A 21,511-nucleotide genomic window follows, 5' to 3' on the forward strand; every position below is an offset into this window, starting at 1 on the left:
CGGTGTTCCGGTGCCGGTGTTCCGGTGCCGGTGTTCCGGTGCCGGTGTTCCGGTGCCGGTGTTCCGGTGCCGGTGTTCCGGTGCCGGTGTTCCGGTGCCGGTGTTCCGGTGCCGGTGTTCCGGTGCCGGGGAGCGCGGGGTAGAACATGCCGATCATCAGTTCTCGAGCCCTGTCCGGCACCCACGGGTCCCGGCGGGCGCCGTCGACGAGGTGAAGGGTGTCCCGGCCGACGGCGTGCGGGCCGGTGGGGCGGGGCAACGAGGTGCGCGCGTCCGCGTCGTCGCGGATGGAAGCGACACCGGCGGCCGCATGAGTCGAGGGCGACGCCGCGGCGGCCGGCCACGCACCGGCGGTAGGCAGCGTCAGAGCGAGGGTGAGCAGCGCGATGGTCGGGGTTGCAGAAGATCTGAGCATGTCGTGGACGCAAAGTGCCGTGGCGGGTCCAGCACATCAGCCCCCAGTTGCGTCCTGATGCCTGGAGTGTCCACTTGCGGATGCAGTTCCGCGACGGTGGATTCAGCCTGTGGGAGCCTGGGCGTTCCGGTCGTCCTGGCCCACGTTGAGCGCGTGAAGGTCCCCGCTGATGAGTCGCTGACCTCCGGTTCACAGGAACCTGACAAGTTTTGGCGATCTTGTTGTCTTCAGACGGTCCCTGAAGCTGAAGCGGGTACTCCCCGGCAGCGGGACCTCGCACGCACCAGATCCGAGGGACACCCAGCGATGAGATTCCGAACGCGCGAACTGTTTCTGGCAGGGGCACTGACCGTCAGCACGGTGGGCCTGGCCGTGCCCGCCTCCGCCGCCTCGCCGGTGGCGGACCTCCGGACCGATGCCGCCACGCCTCCCGGGAAGCCTGAGCTCTTCCTGGCCAACATCGACGATGACGCCGGCGTCTGCAAGGCCCGTTCCAAGGAGCTCCTGGTCGATGCCGCCGGTCGGGAGCAGGCCGACAACGAGAGCTTCCGGGTGCAGGAGGCGGCGCTGCGTGAGGAGGCCAAGGACCCCGCCAAGAAGGAGGCGGCGGAGCGGAAGTACGCCGCGCTGAGGCGGACCCATCGGCTGGCGCAGTATCAGGCCGACCGTGACATGGCCGGGTGCAACGACGCCGCTGACACGGTGGTCAACGGCGCCCAGGACGAGGCGGATCTGGCCCGGCTCCATACGGCCCCCTGGGCCGCTGCACCCGCCTCCGCGACGGGGCGCGTCACCGTGCCAGGCGCCGGGGCCGACCACGTCCGCCTGTTCGTCAAGCGCCCCAAGAGTGCGGCGCCCCGCGGCTGGGAAGTCGTCGGCCCCGACACGAAGCTGAGCGCCGCCGAGCTGCGCGCCGGAGTCGAGCTGGGCATCGAAGGGCGTGACATCGTCCGGGACTCCGCCGTATGGGCAGGCCGCGTCACCGTACGACTGGACGTCACCGCGAACGGCGTGACCTCCTCTCGCACCGTTGCCCTCGAACAGGCCCCCGTTCTCACCCAGCTCAACACGCAGCGTCTGCAGGAGGCGCTCGCCTCAGACGACCAGGACCCGGAGACCGGCAAGCCCTTCACCGACGCCCTCGCCGCCGCCGTGAAGGCGAACGGCGTCGCCACTCCGCTGCGCAGGGTGGACACCGGCGGCGACCAGTGGATGCAGGACCTCTTCGAGCCGGGCTACGCCTCCATCCCCGGCCCCGGCGGCAAACCGCACGGGATGCGGGTGCTGATCCCCTCCGTCAACGAGAACCGGCACGCCGCCTCCCGTGTCGTGTTCACCGAACTCGCCGGGCCCGATGTGGCCGCTGTGCACATCGCGCACGTGCCGACCCCGGACGAGGACTCGACCTACGACTCGATGGGCAACCTGGAGACGGTCCCCGCGTACCCGGGGTACCCGGCGGGGCGCATCGTCATCGGGGGCGATCCCGCGGACGGCAAGAAGGGCCCCGCCGCGGAGATGCTCACCTTCCTGCGCTCGCAGAACATGCAGAAACCCCTGTCGCTCGACACGTCATGGCTGTCGGTCGGCCACATCGACGAGTTCGTCCAGTCCCTGCCCGCGCCGGGGAGCCGCCTCGGCTGGCGCGCGGTCGTCGCCGACCCGCGAAGCGGCATGAGGATTCTCCAGGACGCGAAGAAGGCCGGGCACGGAGGCCAGATCATGCACGGCGGGCTGCCGGCGCTGGACTGGCGCTATACCGACCACGTCGACCAGCGCAGCATCAGCGAGTTCCTCGCCGACCCGCAGTTCCTTCACGTCAACGACCGCAGCGCGAAGAGGATCGACGCGAACGTCGCCGTGCTGAAACGCGAGGTGGGTCTGACCGACGCCGACATCGTGCGGGTCCCCGCCTTGTTCACCGCCCGCACGATGGACTACCTGATGCTCCAGAGCGAGATCAGAAGCATGAAGCCGGGCCCGGACAGGGACGCGGCCGAGGCCCGGCTCCGCGCCATGGACCAGGCGGTCGCGTTGATCCCCGGCACGGTCAACGGCCTGGTGCTGAACAACGGGGAATATGTCGCGCCGAAGCCCTTCGGTCCGCTGATCGGCGGGAAGGACGTGTTCACCGAGGCCATCGACAAGGCCTTCGCCACCACCGGCTACACGGTCCGCTACGTCGACGACCTGCTCTCCACGCATGTGTCCGAAGGAGAGATCCATTGCGCGACCAACACCCTGCGCGCGGTCTTTGCCACCGACCAGCGGTGGTGGCCGCACTCCGCATGACCGCCCGCGGATAACACTCCGCCCAGGAAGCCCAGGAAGCAGCGCCGCGTCCGCTCCGGTGCGGCGACGGTCGTCCGGCCCGAGGTTCGGAACGACGTCACTGCACCGGCGCGGGCAGGACGCAACGCATCGCCCGAACCGTGGCGGGTGCGCTACCACCAGGACACAGCGCCCTACTGTCGTCGACATGACGGAACCAGTGGCAGCGACGCATCCGCACGAGAGCGACCTGGGCGCGACACGCCTGATCGCGCTGTCGGACGGTATCTATGCCATCGCGATGACCCTGCTCGTCATCAACGTGGCGATCCCCGCGCATCTGGGGGACGCCGCGTTCCATAAGGCGCTCGGCGATGCGCTTCCCAACGTCGGTGCCTTCGCCCTCAGCTTCAGCCTCATCGCCGGATTCTGGCGTGACCACCGCCGCATCCTCACCGCGCTGCCACCGAGACGGTCATGATCACCCGCCTGGTCCTCCTCGGCCTCGGCCTGGTCGCCCTGCTGCCCTTCCCCACCGCGCTCCTGGCCGAGTACGCGTCTCAGCCCGAAACCGTCGCCCTCTACGCGGGCACGCTGGCCGCGATCCACGCGGTGCACGCAACCTTGCTGCTGCTCACACAACGCCAAGTGCACCCCTCCGCCGCATCATCCGCGGCCGCGGCCCGCCGAGGCTTCACCGCCCAACTCGGCTCCAGCGTGCTGATCTTCGGCCTCTCCGTCCCCTTGGCCTTCGTCAACACCGCAGCAGCCATGTGGTTCTGGATCACGCTCATCCCCGCCCACTACATCCTCGGCCACTACCACCGCAGACGCCCCGAACGGTGAATCACCCGGTCCGGCTTGTCGGTCCCGTCGTCGCGTGATGTGCTTTCATGCTTCGGTGAATCGACAGGGTGTTCCTATGGCCGGTGAACCTTCGACCTGCCGCATTCGGCAGCGCGAGGCGTCTGATCTCGATGACTGTGTCGAGGTGCTCGCCGAGGTCCATTCCGGTGACGGCTATCCGGCGAACTGGCCCGACCGTCCCGGCGAGTGGCTGATGCAGCCTGCACTGCTCGCTGCCTGGGTGGCGGAACTGGACGGGCGCGTAGTCGGTCACATCGGTCTGTCCCGCAGCGGGGCGGGAGATGCGGCACCTGGCCTGTGGAGCCGCCGCGAGGGTGTGTCCGTCGAGGACACCGCTGTGATCAGCCGGTTGTTCGTCTCGCCTTCCGCTCGTGGCCACGGGATCGGCGCACTGCTGATGGAGCGGGCCGTACAGGACGCCCACGAGCGTGCCCTGCATCCGGTCCTCGACGTCCTGGCCTCCGACACGTCGGCCGCAGCCTTGTACGAACGCCTGGGCTGGAGCTTGCTGGCCACCGTCGATCAGCAGTGGAGTCCGACCCAGACGGTGACGGTCCATTGCTATGCCGCACCTGCGTGACCAATCGGACCACGCCACAGCCTTTCGTTGCGCCCGGCACTGGATCCTGTCCCTGGGTCAGCGGTGGCGTCGGCCAGGACGAACAGGCGGTAGTCCTCGTCGGCCGCCTGCCGGAGCGTCGTCAGCACCACGCCGCTGATGTGCCGCCGCGAGGACGAGGGCGGCGGCGAGCGGGGCCGGCCCAGGCGCGGCAGCGCCGAGAGGAAGATCATCAAGGCGGCGAGCGAGCCGCCGAAGCCCAGCATGCCGAGCCAGTCGACGCGGGAGGCGAGAGCGCGCGGCGAGCCGGGACGCACGGGGTCGGCGTCCCGTGGGATCCCGGTCAGCACCAGGATCAGGATGACGGCCGCGACCGGAATGTTGATCCAGAAGGCACTCCGCCAGCCCGCCCAGGCGACCAGCAGCCCGCCGAGGGCGGGACCGACCGCGACGGTGGCGGCGCCGGTGATCAACAGTCCGCCGAGCACCCCCGTGGTGGGGCCTCGTGCCCGGCCTGTTCGGCGCGGCGGCGTATCAGCAGCATCGCCGCCGGATATCCCGCCGAGGTGCCCGCACCGATCAGCACCCGTGCCACGATCAGCGCGGTCAGCGAGTGGGCCGACGATCCGACGACCCCGGCCGTGAACACCAGCACGATGCCTGCGACGAAGACCCGCCGGGGCCCGAACTCCTCGGCGAGGCGCCCGGCGGCGGGCTGGGCCGGCGCGCTGGTGAGGTAGAGGCAGGAAATCAGGATCGCGGTGTCCCCGACGGGAAGGTGGGCACGACGCACTGTCAACCACCCATTGGAAGGAGACACGCCGCAAGATGATCGTTCCTGCAGCCCTGACCGCCTAATCTGCAGGCGGATCGCTCAGCGGTCGCCGATGCGGCTGCCCAGCAGCTGGTCCCATGTTCTGTAGCGGAGGTAGTTGTCCTGTGTCGCCCCACGTCAATCCCACTGTCGGAAGACGCCGACTGGGATCGGAGTTTCGCGCGCTTCGAAAGAGCAGGGGTTTGACAGCCCAGCAAGTGGCAAAGCAGTTACTGGTCTCGCAAGCAAAGATCAGCCTTCTGGAGAATGGCCGCCGCAGAGTCAACTCACGTGATGTCCGCGATCTCTGCGAGGTGTACGGGGTTCAGGATCCGCAGGTTGTCGATGCTCTGATGCGGATGGCCGAGGAATCCGGTCAAGTAGGCTGGTGGAAGGAGTACGGCGATATCCCGCACAGCGTCTACATCGACCTCGAAACCGACGCCGTGGCCATCCGCTGTTACCAATCCATGGTGATTCCCGAACTGCTGCAAACTCCGGCCTACGCCCGGGCCGTTATTGCAGGAACGATCCCGCACGCCACGGCAGAACAGATCGACACATGGGTTCACGTTCGGTTGCGCCGTCAGTGGCGCGTCGACGAGCTGGACCGCCCGTTGCGCCTGTGGGTCGTGCTGGACGAGTCGGCCCTGCGGCGCGTCGTGGGCGGTTCCGAGGTCATGAGGGAGCAGTTGGAGCGACTGCTCGACCTCGGCGGTCGCCCGCACATCACCGAGCAGGTCATCCCGCACCAGTTGGGAGCGCATCCTGGCATGGCGGGGCAGTTCTCGATCATCGAGTTCGCGGATGACTCGGACCGGAGCGTTGTGTACCTGGAAGGGTTGACCAGCGATCTCTACCTGGAGAAACCCCTCGACGTGCAGCGCTACGCCGTCATCCATGAGAGTTTGCAGGCCAGGGCGCTGGACCCGGTAGCTTCCGGGCAGCTCATCACTGATGTCATCAAGTCGTACATCGGAGCGGAGTTCGGAGACTCCGCACATCAGGATGTCCCGCCACCGCCCTGAGGCTCAGCGGCGAAGAAGCTGACGATCGACACCTTTTGCATCCCGCCCGTGGTGTCCCATTGCGTCCATGCCTGCCGAAGGCACCTGCTCGCGCCGCCCGGACCACTCGCCCGTACGGACGACCGCTCCGAGAACTCAACGCTCCGCTGGATGCGGGATCAGCCGCAACTTAGCTGATCTGCAGGGCGAGTGGGCATCACCTGCCCGGCCCGGCCTCGGTGCTATGCGTAGTCGCTGTGCTGATCTTCGTGATCGGCGCCGTAGCCGCCGTGCACGTCGTGCGGCCGGCCCTGGTCATCGTGACCCTGAGGCTGGTCACCGTAGCCATGGCCACCGGTCTCGCCGCCGTTGACACCACCCGGATAGCCGCCGGTCTCGCCGCCGTTGTCACCACCGGGATAGCCGCCGGTCTCTCCGCCGTTGTTCCCTCCGTTGTCACCACCCGGATAGCCGCCAGTGGTGCCTGCCGTGGGACTCCCGGTGGTACCCGCCGTGGGGCTACCGGTGGTGCCCACCGAGGCGCTGCCCGTGGTACCGGCGATGAGACCGCCGGGAGTGCCGCCGATGACACCACCGGTCAGGACGCCGCCGAGCAGACCGCCGTTGGTGCCACCCGTGGTCACCCCGGCGATCAGGCCGCCCGAGGTGGTTCCGCCGGTTGCGGTGCCGCCAGTACTCGTGCCGGCGATCACGCCGGTACCACCGGTGATCACGCCACCCGCGGTGCCGGCCGCACACGTGGCCCGGGTGATCTTGTTGGTGTCCAGCGTCACCGAGCCGTTGCGCGCCAGCGCCCGGCCGTCGATGCTCGCACCCGTGGTCACACTGATCGACGTCAGCGCCATGATGGTGCCCACGAAGGTGGAGTTGGTGCCGATGGTGGCCGAACTTCCGACCTGCCAGAACACATTGCACGGTGCGGCACCATTGACGAGGAGCACGCGGCTGGCGGACGCCGTCGTCAGACCGGAGCCGACCTGGAAGACCCAGACGGCGTTCGGGTCGCCCTGGGCGTCCAGGGTCAGGGTGCCGGTCAGGTGGAGCGTGGAGGAAGCGGTGTAGACGCCCGGGACCAGCCTCAGGCCGCCGGCGTCCGGGGGAAGGGCACCGTTGGTGGCCTGACCGGCGGCGTTGTTGTAGGCCGCGACCAGGTCGCTCTTGGCTTGGAGCGCCACCCCGTCATGGGAGTGCTGAACTCCGTTCACCAGGCCGGGCGGAAAACCGGTGATCGACGTACCCGGATCCACTCCGAGGTCTCCGGTGATCACCGAAGGACCGGTGTTGGTGACCGACTCACCGGACAACACCGCGAAGCTGTCCGCCGTCGCCAGCGGTACGGGTGTGGCGATGGCCTGGGCCGGGCTCGACGTCATGGCGACCATCAGTGCGGCCATGACCGCCGCGACCAGCGCCGCGATCCAGGCCGAAAGGGTACGTGCATTGGGCACTACAGGGGCATTCAGGGTCATCGAGGGGCCAACTCCTGTGTGGGGGTAGTGGCGCAATCGGTGCTTCTTCGACAAACAGAGGCGCCGACTTCTGTCACCGGCATATTACGGAGTCACGTAATCCGGAATGCGGCGCATTCGGGTGATCGAGGAATGCCACCCATTTGCGACCGTGCGCTGCGATAAGCGCACGATCTCCTTCCATGAACGGGGTACTTTTATCAGCGGATATATGAGCGCAGGAAACGAGTTGGCCGCCATCCCGCCGGGGCAGATGACGCTGTCGGACCGGCGGAGCGCGGCCCATTGCTACGTGAGTAGCCGGCTTCATGGGGCCGGTCGGGCCCTTGGCAGGGCCCTGCGGCCCCTCCCTCAGCGGGTTCACGGCCTGCACGCTGGAACAGAGCCGGTCCGCCGGCCACCGGCGACCTCGGTGTCGGATACGCGCTACCGCGCCATACCGACTTCCACTTTGCGCGGTTCGAGGGCCACGGTGTGGCTGGACCGGACCGGCCGGCAGGTCCCGGCGCCCGTGGCCGGCGAAGAGCTCATGTCGATGACGTTGGTCGGTGGTGCGCTGGGCGTCGGCTGCGCGGCATTCGCGATCGTCATGGTGCGCGGACTGGTCCGCCGGGGTGCCGATCGGCGGCGCATGACGGAATGGGAAAGGGCCTGGGCGTTGACCGCTCCCGAGTGGGGCCGGCGTCCGGTGTGAGACGAACCGCGCCTCGAACCCGAGCACCGCAGAGCGCGGCGTGAACGTCACCGAGCGGCTGAACGGGCCCTCGAAGTAGGGACGTTCGGCCCGGATCGCCGGGACTGCGGACCCCTGCGGTCCCGGATCTCAGAACAGCATATTGAGACCGGAAGCGCACCCCGCACTCCCCCGCACACAGACCGCGCCCGGCCCAGCCGGCCGGTCGCCCTCACCTCCAGGAGATCGACCATGCCGCAGCAGACCCCGGAACTTGCCCGACGCGTGGTCGTCGGAGTCGACGGATCGGAGTGCTCCAAGTCGGCGCTGAAATGGGCGATGACCTACGCACGGCTGACCGACGCAACCGTTGAGGCGATCACCACATGGCAGAACCCCGACACCTACGTCTACAGCTATGGCTGGGCGCCCGGAGTGATCGACATCAGTGAGATCCCGGCGAGCGTCCGCAAGAACCTCGACGCAGCCATCGCCGACGTGGCCGGACAGGTCGACCGGCCCGTCGAGGTACTCGCCCGAGTGGTGCAGGGGCATCCGGCGGAGGTGCTCCTGGAGGCCGCGGCCGGAGCGCAGCTGCTGACCGTGGGCAGCCGGGGGCACGGCACCTTCGCCGGCATCCTCCTCGGCTCGGTCAGCCGGCACTGTGTCCAGCACGCACCGTGCCCGGTCGTCGTCGTTCCTGAGTGAGGTGTCCGCCGACCACCGTTATGACAGACGCTCAAGGAGTCCGCCGCTCCAGCCTGCGAGACGGCGGTACCCAGCCCGTTCGAGTGCCGGATCCCGCCTTCAGCCGAGGGAGCGCCGCCGGTTCAGCCGGATCCCCCTTCGCCCCGCCCCAGGGCGGCCGCGTGGTCGGATACGTAGGTCTGGAGATCGCGTGGCGGCCGCTCGTAGCCGGTGGACGGCGGGCGCTGGGGCAGTTCCAGCGTCGGCCGCGTCACCTCGCGGTACGGGATCGCCGACAGCAGATCGTTGATCATGTTGATCCGCGCGCTGCGCTTGTCGTCACTGGCGACGACGTTCCAGGGCGCCTCGGGGATGTCGGTGTGCACGAACATCTCGTCCTTGGCCCGCGAATACGCCTCCCACCGGGTGACGGACTCCAGGTCCATCGGTGACAACTTCCAGCGCCGGGTGGGATCTTCGAGCCGGGCACGGAAGCGCTCCTCCTGCACGGCGTCGCTCACCGAGAACCAGTACTTGCGCAGCAGGATGCCGTCCTCGACCAGCATCCGCTCGAAGATCGGGCACTGGTGCAGGAAGCGTCCGTACTCCTCCTTGGTGCAGAACCCCATGACGTGCTCGACCCCCGCGCGGTTGTACCAGCTGCGGTCGAACAGCACGATCTCCCCGGCGGCGGGCAGCTGCTCGACATAGCGCTGGAAGTACCACTGGGTGCGCTCGCGCTCGGTCGGCGCGGGGAGCGCGGCGATCCGGGCGACCCGCGGATTGAGGCGCTCGGTGACGCGCTTGATGGTGCTGCCCTTGCCGGCCGCGTCACGTCCCTCGAAGACCACGACCAGCCGGACGCCCTCGGCACGCACCCACTCCTGCAGCTTGACCAGTTCCGTCTGCAGCCTGAGCAGCTCGCTCTCGTACAGCCGCCGCGGCAGCCGCTCCTGACGTGGGGCACTCGTTCGGGACTTCTTGCCGGATGCCACGGCGGCCTCCATCAGAGAGCGGGTACTGGGGGTCCACGCTATGGCTTTTCCTCGATGCGGGCCGGTTGGACCCCTGTACCGGGTCCGAGTGGCCCAAGCGGCCGGCACTGGTGCCGGGCCAGGCTGTACCTGAGGGGCTGCGGGGCGGGCACCGGCCCCACCGGCCCGGCCTACGGCCGGGTCCCCGGCGGGAAGCCCGCAGACAGCAGCAGACGGCCGCAGAAGCCGCAAGAAGCATTCGATGAAGGGAACGGCCATGAAGGCATTCGTTTTCCACGGCCCGGGGCAGTCCGCGTGGCACGACGTTCCCGACCCGGGGATCCAGGACGCCGCCGATGTGATCGTCCGTGTCGATGCCGTCACCATCTGCGGTACGGATCTGCACATCCTCAAGGGCGACGTACCGGATGTCCTGCCGGGCACGATCCTCGGCCACGAGGCCGTCGGTGAGGTCGTCGAGGTCGGCAGCGGGGTACGTACGGTCCGGCCCGGCGACCGGGTCCTGGTCTCCTGCATCTCGGCCTGCGGACTCTGCCGGTTCTGCCGGGAGGGCGCGTACGGGCAGTGCCTCGGCGGCGGTGGCTGGATCCTCGGCCACACCGTCGACGGCACGCAGGCCGAGTACGTCCGCGTACCGTTCGCCGACCTGTCGTTGCACCCGCTGCCCGCCACGGTGAACAGCCAGGATGCCGTGCTGCTGGCCGACATCTATCCCACCGCGTACGAGGTCGGCGTGCTGAACGGGCGGGTGGGTCCGGGCGACACCGTCGTCGTGGTCGGCGCAGGCCCCATCGGGCTTGCCGCGATCGCCACGGCTCAGCTGTTCTCTCCGGGCAGGACCATCGCCGTCGACCTCGTGCCGGCCCGTTTGGAAGCCGCCAAACGTATGGGCGCCGACACAGTGGTCAGCGCCGCGGAGGACCCCGAACAGCTGGTCGCGGACCTCACCGACGGCCTGGGGGCCGATGTGGTCATCGAAGCCGTGGGCGTGCCCGCCAGCTTCGAGATGTGCACCCGCATGGTGCGCCCAGGAGGGCGGGTGGCCAACGTCGGGGTGCACGGCAAGCCCGCGACACTCCATCTGGAATCCCTGTGGAGCAAGAACCTGACGATCCGCACCGGACTGGTCGACTCGTACTCCACCCCCGCCCTGCTACGGATGATGACCGCCGGACGGCTGCCCACATCGTCCCTCGTGACGCACGACTTCCCGCTCCACCGCATGGAGGAGGCGTACGACGTCTTCTCCCGGGCCGCCGACACCGGCGCTCTGAAGGTCGTACTCAGCAGCGGACCCGCGAAGGACCGGACATGACCGCTGCCAATGTCGTCGTCGGCGTCGACGGCTCCGTCGTCGCGATGCGGGCACTCGACAAGGCCTCCGCGGAGGCGGACCGGCGCGCCACCGGTCTGGAGATCGTCTATGCCGTGCCCGGCTTCGACGAGGCCGGACCGGTTCTCGCATCGGCCGTGACCCGGGCACGCCACCGCTACCCGGCGCTCGCGGTGAGCACTACGGCAGTGGTCGGCGACGCGGCCGAGGCCATCGTGAGCCGTGGCCGGGACGCCGCCCTCACCGTCGTCGGCACCCGTGATCTGCCCGGGTTCGCCGGGAGGCTGCTCGGGTCGGTCAGTCTGCGGGTGGCGGCTCGCACCCAGAGCCCGCTCCTGGTCGTCCGCGGCGACCACACCGCGTGGCACGACAGTTCAGGACCCGGCGGTGACGTCCTGCTCGGCCTGGAGGACGACACCGACACCGACACCGCCGGGTACGCCTTCGCCGAGGCGGCCCGGCGCGCGGCGCCGCTACGGGTCGTGCATGCCTGGACCTACCGGCACCTGCCGCCCGTCGGATACGCCCCGGTACCCACCAGCCACCTTCAGGAGGACATCGTCCGGCGGGCGCGAACGGAGGAGGCGGTACCCGGCCACGTCGTGACACCCCTGCGGGAGACGTATCCGCAGGTTCCCGTGCAGACGCGCACCGTAAGGTCCGGCGCCACACACGCCCTGCTGGAAGCCACCTGCGGAGCGGCCGTCATCGTGGTCACCGCGCACCGCAGACCGGGCCTGCTGGGACCTCAACTCGGCCCGGTCGCCACCGCATTGCTGCACCACTCCCACTGCCCGGTCCTGCTCGTCCCCGAGACACCACAAGGCTCGTTGCCCGTCTCCCCGCGCGATTGAGCCGGGGCCGCTGAGCGGGGCATCGACGGAAAGGGCCGGCCCGCAGGCCGGCCCTTTCCGTCCGTCGGACGCTGTACCCCCTCGGATGGGATCCCACGGAGCCGTGTGCGCGGTGGTGCACCGGACCGGCCCCGTGCCGGAGAGGCTAGAAATCGCCGTCGGCCAGCCACAGGTCGGGGCCGAAGACCTCGTAGTGGATGTTCCGGGCCGCCACACCGGCGCGGAGCAGCTGGCCGCGTATCACGCGCATGAACGGTAGCGGTCCGCACAGGTAGACACTCGCGTCGGACGGGACGTCCACGCCGTCCAGGTCCATCAGACCGGCCCGGGCCCCGGGTGCCTGCACCGGATCCGGGCGCTCGTACCAGACCAGTGCGCGGGCCTGCGGCAGGCTCTCGACGCAACGGTGGAGATCGTCCCGTAGCGGATGGTCGGCGGGCGAGCGGTCGGCATGCAGTACCAGGACGGGGCGGGTCGCACCGGCAGCGCAGAGGTGTTCGAGCATGCTCATCAGGGGTGTGGTGCCGATGCCCGCGGAGACCAGTACGACCGGACGGTCGGATTCCTCCAGCACCACCTCCCCGAAGGGTGCCGAGCAGGTGAGTTCATCGCCGGCGACGACCGTGGAGTACAGGAGGTTGGACATCTCCCCGTCCGGGGCACCCGGCTCCTGAACCCGCTTCACGGTGATCCGGCGCGACTCGCCGCCGGGGGCACCGGACAGGCTGTACTGGCGTAGTTGGCGTACACCGTCGGGCATGGTCATCCGCACGCTGACGTACTGACCGGGCAGGGCCTCCGGGGCGGCGGCGCCGTCGGCGGGACGTATCAGGAACGACACGGTGTCCGGGGTCTCCTCGCGGCGCTCCACGACAAGCCACTGCCGCCAGCTGCCGCCGGGTTCGACCCCCGCGCCCTGGTACAGGCGCGTCTCACGGACGATCAGTGCACCGGCCATCAACCAGTACACCTCGTCCCAGGCCGCGACCACCTCCGGGGTCACGGCCTCGCCCAGCACCTCCGCGATCGCGGCGAACAGGTACTTGTGGACGATCGTGTACTGGTCGTCCGTGACACCGACCGCGGCGTGCTTGTGTGCGATGCGGTTCAGCAGAACATCCGGCCGGGCGTCCGGATCGGCGAGCAGCGCGCCGGCGAAGGCCGCTATCGATCCGGCAAGGGCCCGGCGCTGGGCTCCGCTGGCCTGGTTGCCCCGGTTGAACATCCCGTCCAGGAGTTCCGGCCGCTCGCTGAACATGGCGCCGTAGAAGCGGGTGGTGATCTCGTCCAACGCGCCGCCGACCGCGGGCAGGGTGGCGCGTACCAGTACTGCGGACTCGGCAGAGAGCACCGTGACCTCCTGAGGTCGTTGGGGCACGGCAACGAGCCGGGCCCGGGGAGCAACAGACCCGTGTATAGCAGCCAGAGATCATGCCTTTTACGGCCGAATCGGACACTCGAACCAGACTGGGGACCCTTGACCGGCCAGATCGGGACCATGGTCCGGAGAGACCTCAAGGCGACAAGGACCCAACGGCCCTCCGGAAGAGCCCATCCGGCCCTCGCGGATCGCACTCGGCGTCGGGCCGGCCAATCGCCAGGATGAGCCGCATCGCCGCGAAGAACCGGACCGCCCACCGGAAGAGCAAACACTTCCCGTGGGCGGTCGGTCCGTCAGTCAGGATGTCGGCCTCTGAGAGGCGACCGACCCACTAGCGGACGAGGCCCCACGCCTGCCCGTTGTTGAAGTCGGCTGCGCAGGTCCACAGAGTGAGCCACGTGCCGTTCGCCAGCGAACCGCCCTCGTTGGTCAGGCACTTCCCGCCGGTGACGGTCCACGTGCGCTCGTTGGTCCCGTTGAACCTCTGCGGGTTGTTGAGCGAGTTGAAGTCACAGGTCCAGAGGGTGAGCACGGCGCCGTTGGTGCCCGAGGCGTTGCCGCGCGGCGTCAGACACTTGCCGCTCACATCGTGAACGATGAAGCCTTCCACCCAGTGCCAGTTCTGCAGGTTGCTGCCCGTGCACGACCAGGTGGTGATGACAGCGCCGTTGGACGTGCTGTTGCCCTCGGGAGTTGCACAGTTCCCGAGGTTGTACAGCCGGTCACCGGCGGCGTTGGCGGTACCGGTGGCGAGAACGCCACAGCCCAGCACGGTGAGCAGCGCGAGCAGCACTGCGGAAGCCTTGCGAATCACGTTCTGTTCCTCAATCGTCTTCTCCGGCCCGACGGCCGGCATGGTGTCCCGTTCTGTGACGCCGCCGCCGGGAGCAGATGCGGGTCTGGACGTCCGCCACCGGCATGCGTGTCTGTTTTTGGGCGCACGAGAGTCCGGCCCGCGAACCATGACGTTCGGGACCGCTGGCCCTGTGGAGTACCCCCTGGACGAGCGCGTATTTCGGGCTGACTCGCCATACGCACGCGTCGTTCACCGGAACTTTACATGGCCTCAAGCCAGGTGTTGATCTTGAGGGTCGGTCACATCTCGGATGCGGCTGGTTCAACGCCGGGCGTAGGGCCGGGTCATGATCTCCATGTTGTGGCCGGCCGGGTCGGCGAAGTACGCACCGCGGCCGCCGAAGAGGCGGTTGATACGGCCTGGATCGGTGTGGTCGGGGTTGGCGTAGTAGGTGACCGCGATCGCCTTCAGGCGAGCGATCATGCCGTCGAACTGATCGTCGGGCACGAGGAACGCGTAGTGCTGCGACTGGATCGGTTCGTCGCGCTTTTCGTAGTAGTCGAGCGTCACGCCGTTGCCGAGGTCGACGGGAAGGAACGGCCCCAGCGGGGCACTGACCTTCAGGCCCAGGATCTCGGCGATGAACTCGGCCGACAACTGCCGGTCCGTGGCATACACGGCAGTGTGGTTGAGCTGGACGGCTGTGGTGGGTGGCTGCTGCTGGTCGTGCGACATTCTGATAGTGCCTCTCCGAGTCTTGGGTTCCACTGAGATGGGCGCCGCGAGAGGGCGCCGGAAGGGAAGACAAGGAGAGGGCGGCGGGCTTCTTGCCCGCGCGGTGCTCAGGGCGAGGCCGGGGGCCTCACTCGTGTATGGCCCAAGGCCGACCCGGCAGTCACCCGGCCGACCTTAATGCCCCGTCGGAGGCCAAGGCAACGCCCTATAGTGTGTCGTCGACCAAGGGGTAGCAGCCGGCACGCCGCTGGTTTTCCTGAACCCGGCCGGTGCCGCGCGGCGGCTGATTGGACGGACGGAGGGGATCGCGGCATGACCGGCCCCCACACCGATGAGGAGCCCGCCGAGCATCAGCGCTTCGCCCGCTACCTGCAGGCCCTGGAGGCCGTCGCCGAGCCGGACGAGGCCGGCCTGGTGGCCACCGTCCTGCGTGACGAGGACGCGACGACGGCGGACAGCGCGGTGGGCCGCCATCTGGACCGCCGGGCCGCGGACCTGCTGCCCGACCCCCGTTTCACCGCCTGGGCCCAGACCCTGACCGAGGTGATCGCGGACCGCGACTTCCTCGCCTGCCGCCTGCGCGAGTGGACCCTGCTCAGAACCATCGCCCTGGGCAGGCCGTGGGCCGCCGAGGATCTCACCAGGGCGTCCGACTGGTGCCAGCGCATGGCCGCAACCACGCAGATCGCGCCCTCATCCAAGGCCCTCAGCCTGCTGGCCGAACACGGACGGACCCGCCGCGTTCGAAACGCAGCAAAGCTGCAACTGCAGCGCTGGACGCAGCCCGACTGACGTGACCCATCGGTGATGCGGGCCGGAGCTATTCCCTGTGCTGGACCAGCTGATGGGTCTCCCGCGAGACCCTCCCTGTTCCCGTCGGCGGCAGACCGGTGATCGGCCGGACGTACCCGTCGTACACCAGGAACGCCACCACCGGGGTGCCCAGGGACAGGCCGTCCTTCTGTCCGAGCTTCCAGCCGGCGCCCGGAATCACACCGCGCACCTGCGGCTCGTCGTGCCGCTCCACCCGCAGAAAGCCGGGGCGTTCCTTGGCGGACACCAGTCGGCCCTCCTCCTGGTCCAGCACAAGAGCCAGGCCATCCGCACTCCAGCTCTCCACCCGCATCTCCGTCTCGCTCTCGTCCGAGCCGGGCGCTGCGTCCGGGTCGGTGAAGTAGGCCCGGTACTGCACGTCGTTGGTGTCCATCGGACGATCATGCCTCAGCGCGCACGGCAAGCGGGGCTCAGCAGGTCATGGACCTGAGTCTGTCGAGCGCCGTCCACCGGGCCGGCCGGGTGGCGGGCTCCGCACCCATGGATCCGCCGCGCGCCCGTAGTTCGACCACCGTGACCCGGCCGTGCGGCCGCTCGACGGTCCAGGCGTCCTCGACCGGTACTTCCGCGACCATGGCGGGTACCCGATGCGTCACGCCCTCCGCATCGGTGAAGGGGAACTCACGGGTGAAGGACGGCTCAAAGGACCGCTCCCAGTCGGCCTGCAGCGCGACAGTGCTGACGAGGAGGGCGCAGAGTGCGGGATCAGCGCACTCTGCCACTTGGCCGAACAGGCCGTCCGTACCGCGAGTCCGCCGGTGCAGCCCGTGCAGCCCGTGCAGGTCGTCAAGGCCGGGCTGTCCGACCTCGATCGCGTACGACGCCATACGGAACCCCGGCCGTGCCGCAAGCCGGCTCGACATCCTGGCCGAGGCGATGAACGCACCCTCCCGTCCGAGTGCGTGGACCGCGGCACCTTCCGCGTTCCGGGCACCGACCGGGCCGACGACCCCCCGCAGCTCGGTGCGGGTCGTCCCATCGGCGCAGGCCTCCAGGGCCGCCAGCGCCAGCCACACGCCGGCAGGCGAACACATCACGTCAGCCCTGGCACCACGGACCACCGGATCATCGAAGAGCAACTCCAGCCACAACTCGCCCAGGGCCGTGATGGCCCCGGCGGCGCCGGTTTCCGTTCGCACAACAGCCCTCCTGCCGACGGCTCCACAAGGGGCCGACTTCGTGGCATACCAGTGCGTTCCCTGGCGTTCCCGACGAGGTTACGGGCATGGCCGGCCGAGTGCTGAAGTCGGCCCCGTTGCCGTGCGGGACGTCAACTCGACAGCGACGCGCAGTGGCCGTCATCGGTCGCCGACCGATGACGGCCACTGCTCAGGTTGTCACCCGTGCCAGAGCTGGGTCGCACCTCCGTAGCAGTCCCACTGGTTCACGACGGTGCCGTTGCTGTGGCTCCACACGGCGTCCAGACACTTCGCGCTGTCCACGTTCACGACCTCGTATCCGCCGTTCACCAGCCGCAGCGTCCACAGTTGGGTAGCGCCGCCGTAGCAGTCCCACTGCGTCACGGCCGTGCCGTTGCTGTGACTCCACACGGCGTCCAGGCACTTGCCGCTGTCGGTGTTCACGATCTCCTGGCCGTTCCAGCTCCACTGCTGAGTCGCGCCGCCGTAGCAGTCCCACTGCGTCACCGAGGTGCCGTTGCTATGGCTCCACACGGCGTCCAGGCACTTGCCGCTGTCGACGTTGACGAAGTAGCCGCCGGCCACCGCGACGGCCGGGCCGACGGGCTTGACCTGAGCGCCGGCCGGTGCGGCCGCTACGAGACCGCCCCCGATGAGGGAGGCAACGCCGACCGCGAGGGCGGCCATACGCTGGACGTGATTCCACGCCATGATGAAGTGCTCCTTCGCTGATGCCACTGGTGTGGTGGCTACGGGCCGATCCTTGCTGTCCGTAGATCAGGTGATGACTCGGAGAAGCCGGCTTCCGTCTTCGATGCCAAAACTCTCGGATGTTCCGCCCTGGGTCGAGCAGCTTTTCGGACGATCCTGGATGTTCTCGGACAGAGCACCATCGATACCGGAATCACTGTCACGAGCGAACAATTCACGACACCGACCGAGGTCGGGAACGCAGAAAGGGCCCCCGCAGGCTTTCGCCTGCGAAGGCCCTTCGCACCGTCGGGACGCCCCGATATGAACCTACGGCTGCGCGCTGTGCGCGGCGTCGAGCTGGTGGTCCGACCAGATGTAGCTTTCGGGAAGCAGGCCGGTGATGGGGATGGTCCGGAGGCCGTCACTAGTGCCCACGATGACGTCGAGGGCCGGGAAGTAGTCGAGAAGGACCTGGCGGCAGCGGCCGCACGGAGGCACCACTCCGCGGTCGCGGTCTCCCACGGCGACGATGGTGTCCAGCTCGTAGGCGCCCTGCGCGGCCGCGGCACCGATGACGACCAGCTCTGCGCAGGGGCCGCCGGTGAAGTGGTAGGCATTCACCCCAGTGACGATCCGGCCGTCCCGGGCGCGGGCCGCAGCCGCCATGGTGTGGTTGTCGCCCCGGCAGCGTGTGGCCGCGACGTGCGCCGCGGCCTCGATCAGTTCATGGTCGACGCGGTCGGTCTGTGGGGTCATCTTCTCTGCCTTCATGCGGTGTCATGCGGTGTCATACGACGTTGGCCCGGCTGACGATGGCGCGGAGCCGGCATCAGCATTGTGCAGGGCGAAGGCGTGCCCGTCCCCGCGGGCCCCGGGCTACCGGGTGAGGTCGAGGGCGGCCCGGATGATGCTGTCGGTGTCGATTCCGTGGTAGCGGTAGACGTCCTCCAGGGAGCCGGACTGCCCGAAGCGGGTCACGCCCAGGGTGCGTACCGGCACCTGGTGGATCGTGGCGAGGAACGCCAGGGTGTGCGGGTGGCCGTCCAGCACGGTGACCAGAGGGGTCGCACGGGCGCGGGGGAAGGCCTGGTCGAGGATCCAGTCGGCGGACTCCGGGTCCTGTCCGGTACGGGAACCCTGCGCCCGGAAGAGCAGGTCGGGGCTGGTCACGCAGACGACGTCCGCGGCGACACCCTGCGCCGCGAGCCGGTCCGCGGCGGTCAGGGCCTCGGTCACCATCGCGCCCATCGCCGCGATGGTGACCTCCGCGCCCGCGACGCGCCGCATTGGGTAGGCGCCGGCCACCACTTGCCGGCGGCGGCGCTCCCGGGCGGCGGGATCGGTGGGCACCGCGGCCAGCGACTGGTCGACGGACCGGGTGGACAGCCGCAGATACGCCGACTCGCCGTCCGAGCGGCCCAGCTGGGCCAGCGCCGCGAGCAGGGCCCACTCGACGTCGATGGCGAAGGCCGGTTCCCACGTCGTGCAACCGGGCTGTTCGAGGCCCACCGATGGCGTGGTGATCGACTGGTGGGCGCCGCCCTCCGGCGCCAGCGTCACCCCGGACGGCGTGCCGACCAGGATCGACTGGCCGCCGGCGTAGATGCCGAACGACCACGGTTCCAGGGCGCGCTGCACGAAGGGGTCGTAGAGCACGCCGATCGGCAGCAGCGGCCGGCCCCAGCGGCTCCAGGTGGCGCCCAGTTCGCCGAGCAGACCGACCAGGTTCGTCTCCGCGATACCCAGCTCGATGTGCTGGCCGGTCGGCTTCTCCCGCCAGTGCAGGATGGTCTCCGGGTCGTCCGCGAACCAGTCCGTGCGCTCGGCCACCGACCACACGCCGACCTTGTTCACCCAACCGCCCAGGTTGGTGGAGGAGCTGACGTCCGGGCTGACCGTCACCACCCGCGCGACGGCCTCGGGCGCCTGCCGGGGCAGATCGAGCAGCGCCCGGCCGAGCGCCGCCTGGGTGGTGCCGGAGCCCGTGGGGGTGCGGCCGATGTCGGTGGGCAGCGCGGGCGGCGGCTGGAGCACCGGGGCGTCGCGACGCAGCCGCTCGGCCGTTTCTGCGCACAGCCCCGCCGCCGCGGAGCCGAGCGCGAAGTCCGCCCAGGGTCGGGCGGTATCGCAGCCCAACTGCTCGGCCAGCTGGTCCATCTGCTCCTGGGTGAGCAGTGAGGAGTGGTTCTGGGGGTGGCCCTGGACCGGGAGGCCGTAGCCCTTGACGGTGTACGCCAGGATCACCGTCGGCCGGGTGTCGTCGACCGCGGACAGAGCGGCGTCCAGCATGGCCAGGTCGTGGCCGCCGAGGTTCCGGACGGCCGTGACGAGCTCCTCGTCCGCCAGTTCTGCGAGGAGTTCGGCGATCCCGGCCGCACCCGGTCCCGTACCGGGCAGGCGGCTGCGCAGCTCCAGTGCGGAACAGCGCAGCAGCCGCTGGTACTCGGCGTTCGTCATCGCGTCCAGACGGGCGCGCAGCGCGTCGCCACCGGGCCGGGCGAACAGCTCCTCCAGCGCTCGTCCGTACTTGACCTCCAGGACCTGCCAGCCGGCCGCCGCGAACATCCCGCGCAGTCGGTCCGCGGTGGCCAGCGGCACGACGCGGTCCAGCGACTGGCGGTTGAGATCGACGATCCACACCAGCTCACCGAGTCCGGCCACCGCCGGGTCGAGTACCGCCTCCCACACCGCGCCCTCGTCCAACTCGGCGTCGCCCACCAGCGCGTACTGCCGACCGGCGAATCCGCCGTCGGCCGCGGTCACCCCGCTCTCCGCTTCCGGCCTGGCCGCGTCGCCCGGACCCGTGCGGGTCCCGGCATCCGCGCCGTCCCGGACGTAGCGGCGGGCCAGCGCGCCCCAGATCGTCGCGGTCGCGCCGATGCCCACCGATCCGGTGGAGTAGTCGACCGGGTCGGGGTCCTTGGACCGGCTCGGGTAGCTCTGCAGGCCGCCCAGTTCCCGCAGCGTCGGCAGATACGCCTCCGGCAGCTCGCCGAGCAGGTAGTTGATGGCGTGCAGCACCGGCGAGGCGTGCGGCTTCACCGACACCTGGTCCTGCGGGCGCAGATGGCGGAACCACAGCGAGGTCATGATCGACACCATGGAGGCGCACGACGCCTGGTGGCCGCCGACCTTGAGTCCGGACGGGTTGGGACGCACCCGGTTCGCGTGGTGCACGATCGAGCTGGACAGCCAGAGCAGGCGGTCCTCCACCTCGCCCAGCACGCCGTAGGGGTCCGATCCGCTGGATTCGGCACGGTCCCCGAGTGGAGCGGCTGTGGTCATGGCGGGGGGTCCTCCTGGGGTTCTGCCGGGGTTCTGCAGGTCTTCGCCGGTCGGTGGCGTACGGCACGACGGTATGTGTTCGCTGCCGACCAGGAGACCAGCAGGCAACCCGGCACACAAGTCGGGGCCGCACCGGGCAGAGGTCGAGCTGACGGGCGCGCGGCGCCGGATCGGACCGCCGTCCTGATCCGGCGCCGCCCGGCCGTGGCGTGGTGTCAGGCCGCGTGGCGGTGGTGGTTGAGAGTTGCGCGGGCGTGGCGCTGATCAGGACCGGCCGGCAGGCGGCGTGGCCTGTTACGCGACGTGCCCCGTGTGGATGATCGAGATGCGGCCCAGGTTGCATTCCCCCGCGCCGCCACCGGCCGCACGGTGGGTTTGCGCCCGCAGCGCGACGCTGGCCAAGGTGATCAACAGGTCCGCGTCCCTGTCGCCCCCCAGCACCACGGTCACCCACCCCGAACCCGGAAGCAGGCGCAGCGCGGTGGAGTGCCCCAGTTCCTCGTGCAGGCGCTCGATCGCCGGTCGGCCCAGGTCGGCCTGTCGCTCGGAATGGAAGTGGACGATCTCCGCCCCGTCGGCCAGCACAGCCGTCCCCGTACCGCACCGGGCCGGGGCCGCGGACAGGCCCGGCCACGTCATCAGGTCTTCCATAGCGCGACGCGCAGATGCCATGCCCACATGAT

The 21,511-nt window shown here is 69.5% G+C and carries 23 protein-coding genes and 1 pseudogene; 10 read left to right on the plus strand and 14 right to left on the minus strand.

Annotated elements, in window-relative coordinates; genetic code table 11:
- Positions 1-415: pseudogene (locus O3W51_RS25955) on the minus strand (hypothetical protein); the annotation flags it as partial.
- 306 nt (positions 416-721) lie between these two features.
- Here O3W51_RS25955 and O3W51_RS25960 point away from each other — a divergent pair.
- From O3W51_RS25960 to O3W51_RS25975, 4 genes are all read left to right on the plus strand, one after another.
- On the plus strand, positions 722-2,707 hold the full coding sequence (locus tag O3W51_RS25960) for a protein-arginine deiminase family protein (protein ID WP_269287435.1): 1,986 nt from the start codon (positions 722-724) through the stop codon (positions 2,705-2,707).
- Positions 2,708-2,894: 187 nt separating this feature from the next.
- Positions 2,895-3,167 carry a TMEM175 family protein gene (locus tag O3W51_RS25965; protein ID WP_269287436.1) on the plus strand — a complete coding sequence of 91 codons (273 nt, stop codon included), beginning with the start codon at positions 2,895-2,897 and terminating at the stop codon, positions 3,165-3,167.
- The gene (locus O3W51_RS25970) at positions 3,164-3,532 is read left to right on the plus strand and encodes a hypothetical protein (protein ID WP_269287437.1); all 369 of its coding nucleotides are present in this window, start codon (positions 3,164-3,166) and stop codon (positions 3,530-3,532) included. Before O3W51_RS25965 ends, O3W51_RS25970 begins: the two co-directional genes overlap by 4 nt.
- A 76-nt stretch (positions 3,533-3,608) precedes the next feature.
- A complete protein-coding gene (locus tag O3W51_RS25975; RefSeq protein ID WP_269287439.1) occupies positions 3,609-4,133 on the plus strand; it encodes a GNAT family N-acetyltransferase in 525 nt (174 codons plus the stop codon).
- Here O3W51_RS25975 and O3W51_RS25980 read toward each other — a convergent pair.
- Together O3W51_RS25980 and O3W51_RS25985 are read right to left on the minus strand one after the other, a co-directional pair.
- On the minus strand, positions 4,115-4,600 hold the full coding sequence (locus O3W51_RS25980; protein WP_269287440.1) for a hypothetical protein: 486 nt from the start codon (positions 4,598-4,600) through the stop codon (positions 4,115-4,117). The genes O3W51_RS25975 and O3W51_RS25980 overlap by 19 nt on opposite strands.
- A complete protein-coding gene (locus tag O3W51_RS25985; RefSeq protein ID WP_269287463.1) occupies positions 4,582-4,905 on the minus strand; it encodes an MFS transporter in 324 nt (107 codons plus the stop codon). The genes O3W51_RS25980 and O3W51_RS25985 overlap by 19 nt, the downstream gene beginning before the upstream one ends.
- Positions 4,906-5,051: 146 nt before the next feature.
- Between O3W51_RS25985 and O3W51_RS25990 the strand changes: the two genes are divergently transcribed.
- Entirely contained in the window at positions 5,052-5,954 is a 903-nt protein-coding gene (locus tag O3W51_RS25990; protein WP_269287442.1) for a helix-turn-helix domain-containing protein, read from the plus strand.
- A 221-nt stretch (positions 5,955-6,175) separates the two neighbouring features.
- Here the strand turns inward: O3W51_RS25990 and O3W51_RS25995 are convergent, their stop codons facing one another.
- Positions 6,176-7,402 carry an ice-binding family protein gene (locus O3W51_RS25995; protein ID WP_244808945.1) on the minus strand — a complete coding sequence of 409 codons (1,227 nt, stop codon included), beginning with the start codon at positions 7,400-7,402 and terminating at the stop codon, positions 6,176-6,178.
- A 532-nt stretch (positions 7,403-7,934) separates the two neighbouring features.
- Between O3W51_RS25995 and O3W51_RS26000 the strand changes: the two genes are divergently transcribed.
- Together O3W51_RS26000 and O3W51_RS26005 are read left to right on the plus strand one after the other, a co-directional pair.
- Entirely contained in the window at positions 7,935-8,117 is a 183-nt protein-coding gene (locus O3W51_RS26000) for a hypothetical protein (RefSeq protein ID WP_269287443.1), read from the plus strand.
- Between the two features lie 231 nt (positions 8,118-8,348).
- A complete protein-coding gene (locus O3W51_RS26005) occupies positions 8,349-8,804 on the plus strand; it encodes a universal stress protein (RefSeq protein ID WP_138352417.1) in 456 nt (151 codons plus the stop codon).
- Between the two features lie 122 nt (positions 8,805-8,926).
- Here O3W51_RS26005 and ppk2 read toward each other — a convergent pair whose 3' ends face one another.
- Entirely contained in the window at positions 8,927-9,778 is an 852-nt protein-coding gene (gene ppk2, locus O3W51_RS26010; protein WP_244808946.1) for a polyphosphate kinase 2, read from the minus strand.
- Positions 9,779-10,034: 256 nt separating this feature from the next.
- On the opposite strand from ppk2, the gene O3W51_RS26015 reads away from it, so the two are divergent.
- Together O3W51_RS26015 and O3W51_RS26020 are read left to right on the plus strand one after the other, a co-directional pair.
- Entirely contained in the window at positions 10,035-11,093 is a 1,059-nt protein-coding gene (locus tag O3W51_RS26015) for a zinc-dependent alcohol dehydrogenase family protein (RefSeq protein ID WP_269287445.1), read from the plus strand.
- Positions 11,090-11,965 carry a universal stress protein gene (locus tag O3W51_RS26020; protein WP_269287447.1) on the plus strand — a complete coding sequence of 292 codons (876 nt, stop codon included), beginning with the start codon at positions 11,090-11,092 and terminating at the stop codon, positions 11,963-11,965. The genes O3W51_RS26015 and O3W51_RS26020 overlap by 4 nt, the downstream gene beginning before the upstream one ends.
- A gap of 145 nt (positions 11,966-12,110) precedes the next feature.
- Here O3W51_RS26020 and O3W51_RS26025 read toward each other — a convergent pair whose 3' ends face one another.
- From O3W51_RS26025 to O3W51_RS26035, 3 genes are all read right to left on the minus strand, one after another.
- Positions 12,111-13,316, minus strand: a complete 1,206-nt coding sequence (locus O3W51_RS26025; RefSeq protein WP_269287448.1) for a globin domain-containing protein — start codon at positions 13,314-13,316, stop codon at positions 12,111-12,113.
- 361 nt (positions 13,317-13,677) lie between these two features.
- Entirely contained in the window at positions 13,678-14,160 is a 483-nt protein-coding gene (locus O3W51_RS26030) for an RICIN domain-containing protein (RefSeq protein WP_269287449.1), read from the minus strand.
- A 303-nt stretch (positions 14,161-14,463) separates the two neighbouring features.
- Positions 14,464-14,877 carry a VOC family protein gene (locus tag O3W51_RS26035; RefSeq protein WP_269287450.1) on the minus strand — a complete coding sequence of 138 codons (414 nt, stop codon included), beginning with the start codon at positions 14,875-14,877 and terminating at the stop codon, positions 14,464-14,466.
- A 312-nt stretch (positions 14,878-15,189) separates the two neighbouring features.
- On the opposite strand from O3W51_RS26035, the gene O3W51_RS26040 reads away from it, so the two are divergent.
- Positions 15,190-15,669 (plus strand): hypothetical protein, encoded by a 480-nt coding sequence (locus O3W51_RS26040; RefSeq protein ID WP_138352410.1) that lies wholly within the window; start codon positions 15,190-15,192, stop codon positions 15,667-15,669.
- Positions 15,670-15,697: 28 nt separating this feature from the next.
- On the opposite strand, the gene O3W51_RS26045 is transcribed toward O3W51_RS26040, so the two are convergent.
- The 6 genes from O3W51_RS26045 to O3W51_RS26070 all read right to left on the minus strand — a co-directional run bounded on the left by O3W51_RS26045 (position 15,698) and on the right by O3W51_RS26070 (position 21,500).
- Complete coding sequence (locus O3W51_RS26045; RefSeq protein ID WP_138352409.1) at positions 15,698-16,084, minus strand: hypothetical protein; 387 nt, start codon at positions 16,082-16,084, stop codon at positions 15,698-15,700.
- 37 nt (positions 16,085-16,121) lie between these two features.
- The gene (locus O3W51_RS26050) at positions 16,122-16,850 is read right to left on the minus strand and encodes a serpin family protein (protein WP_198357757.1); all 729 of its coding nucleotides are present in this window, start codon (positions 16,848-16,850) and stop codon (positions 16,122-16,124) included.
- 198 nt (positions 16,851-17,048) lie between these two features.
- On the minus strand, positions 17,049-17,561 hold the full coding sequence (locus O3W51_RS26055) for an RICIN domain-containing protein (protein WP_269287452.1): 513 nt from the start codon (positions 17,559-17,561) through the stop codon (positions 17,049-17,051).
- Between the two features lie 309 nt (positions 17,562-17,870).
- Positions 17,871-18,299: a cytidine deaminase gene (locus O3W51_RS26060; protein ID WP_164292353.1), complete on the minus strand. Its 429-nt coding sequence runs from the start codon at positions 18,297-18,299 to the stop codon at positions 17,871-17,873.
- Positions 18,300-18,419: 120 nt separating this feature from the next.
- Positions 18,420-20,828: a transketolase-like TK C-terminal-containing protein gene (locus O3W51_RS26065; protein WP_269287454.1), complete on the minus strand. Its 2,409-nt coding sequence runs from the start codon at positions 20,826-20,828 to the stop codon at positions 18,420-18,422.
- Between the two features lie 294 nt (positions 20,829-21,122).
- Positions 21,123-21,500, minus strand: a complete 378-nt coding sequence (locus tag O3W51_RS26070; protein ID WP_198357754.1) for a luciferase domain-containing protein — start codon at positions 21,498-21,500, stop codon at positions 21,123-21,125.
- Positions 21,501-21,511: the final 11 nt, after the last annotated feature.

This window comes from Streptomyces sp. H39-C1 (genome assembly GCF_027158125.1).
Lineage (GTDB): Bacteria > Actinomycetota > Actinomycetes > Streptomycetales > Streptomycetaceae > Actinacidiphila > Actinacidiphila fildesensis.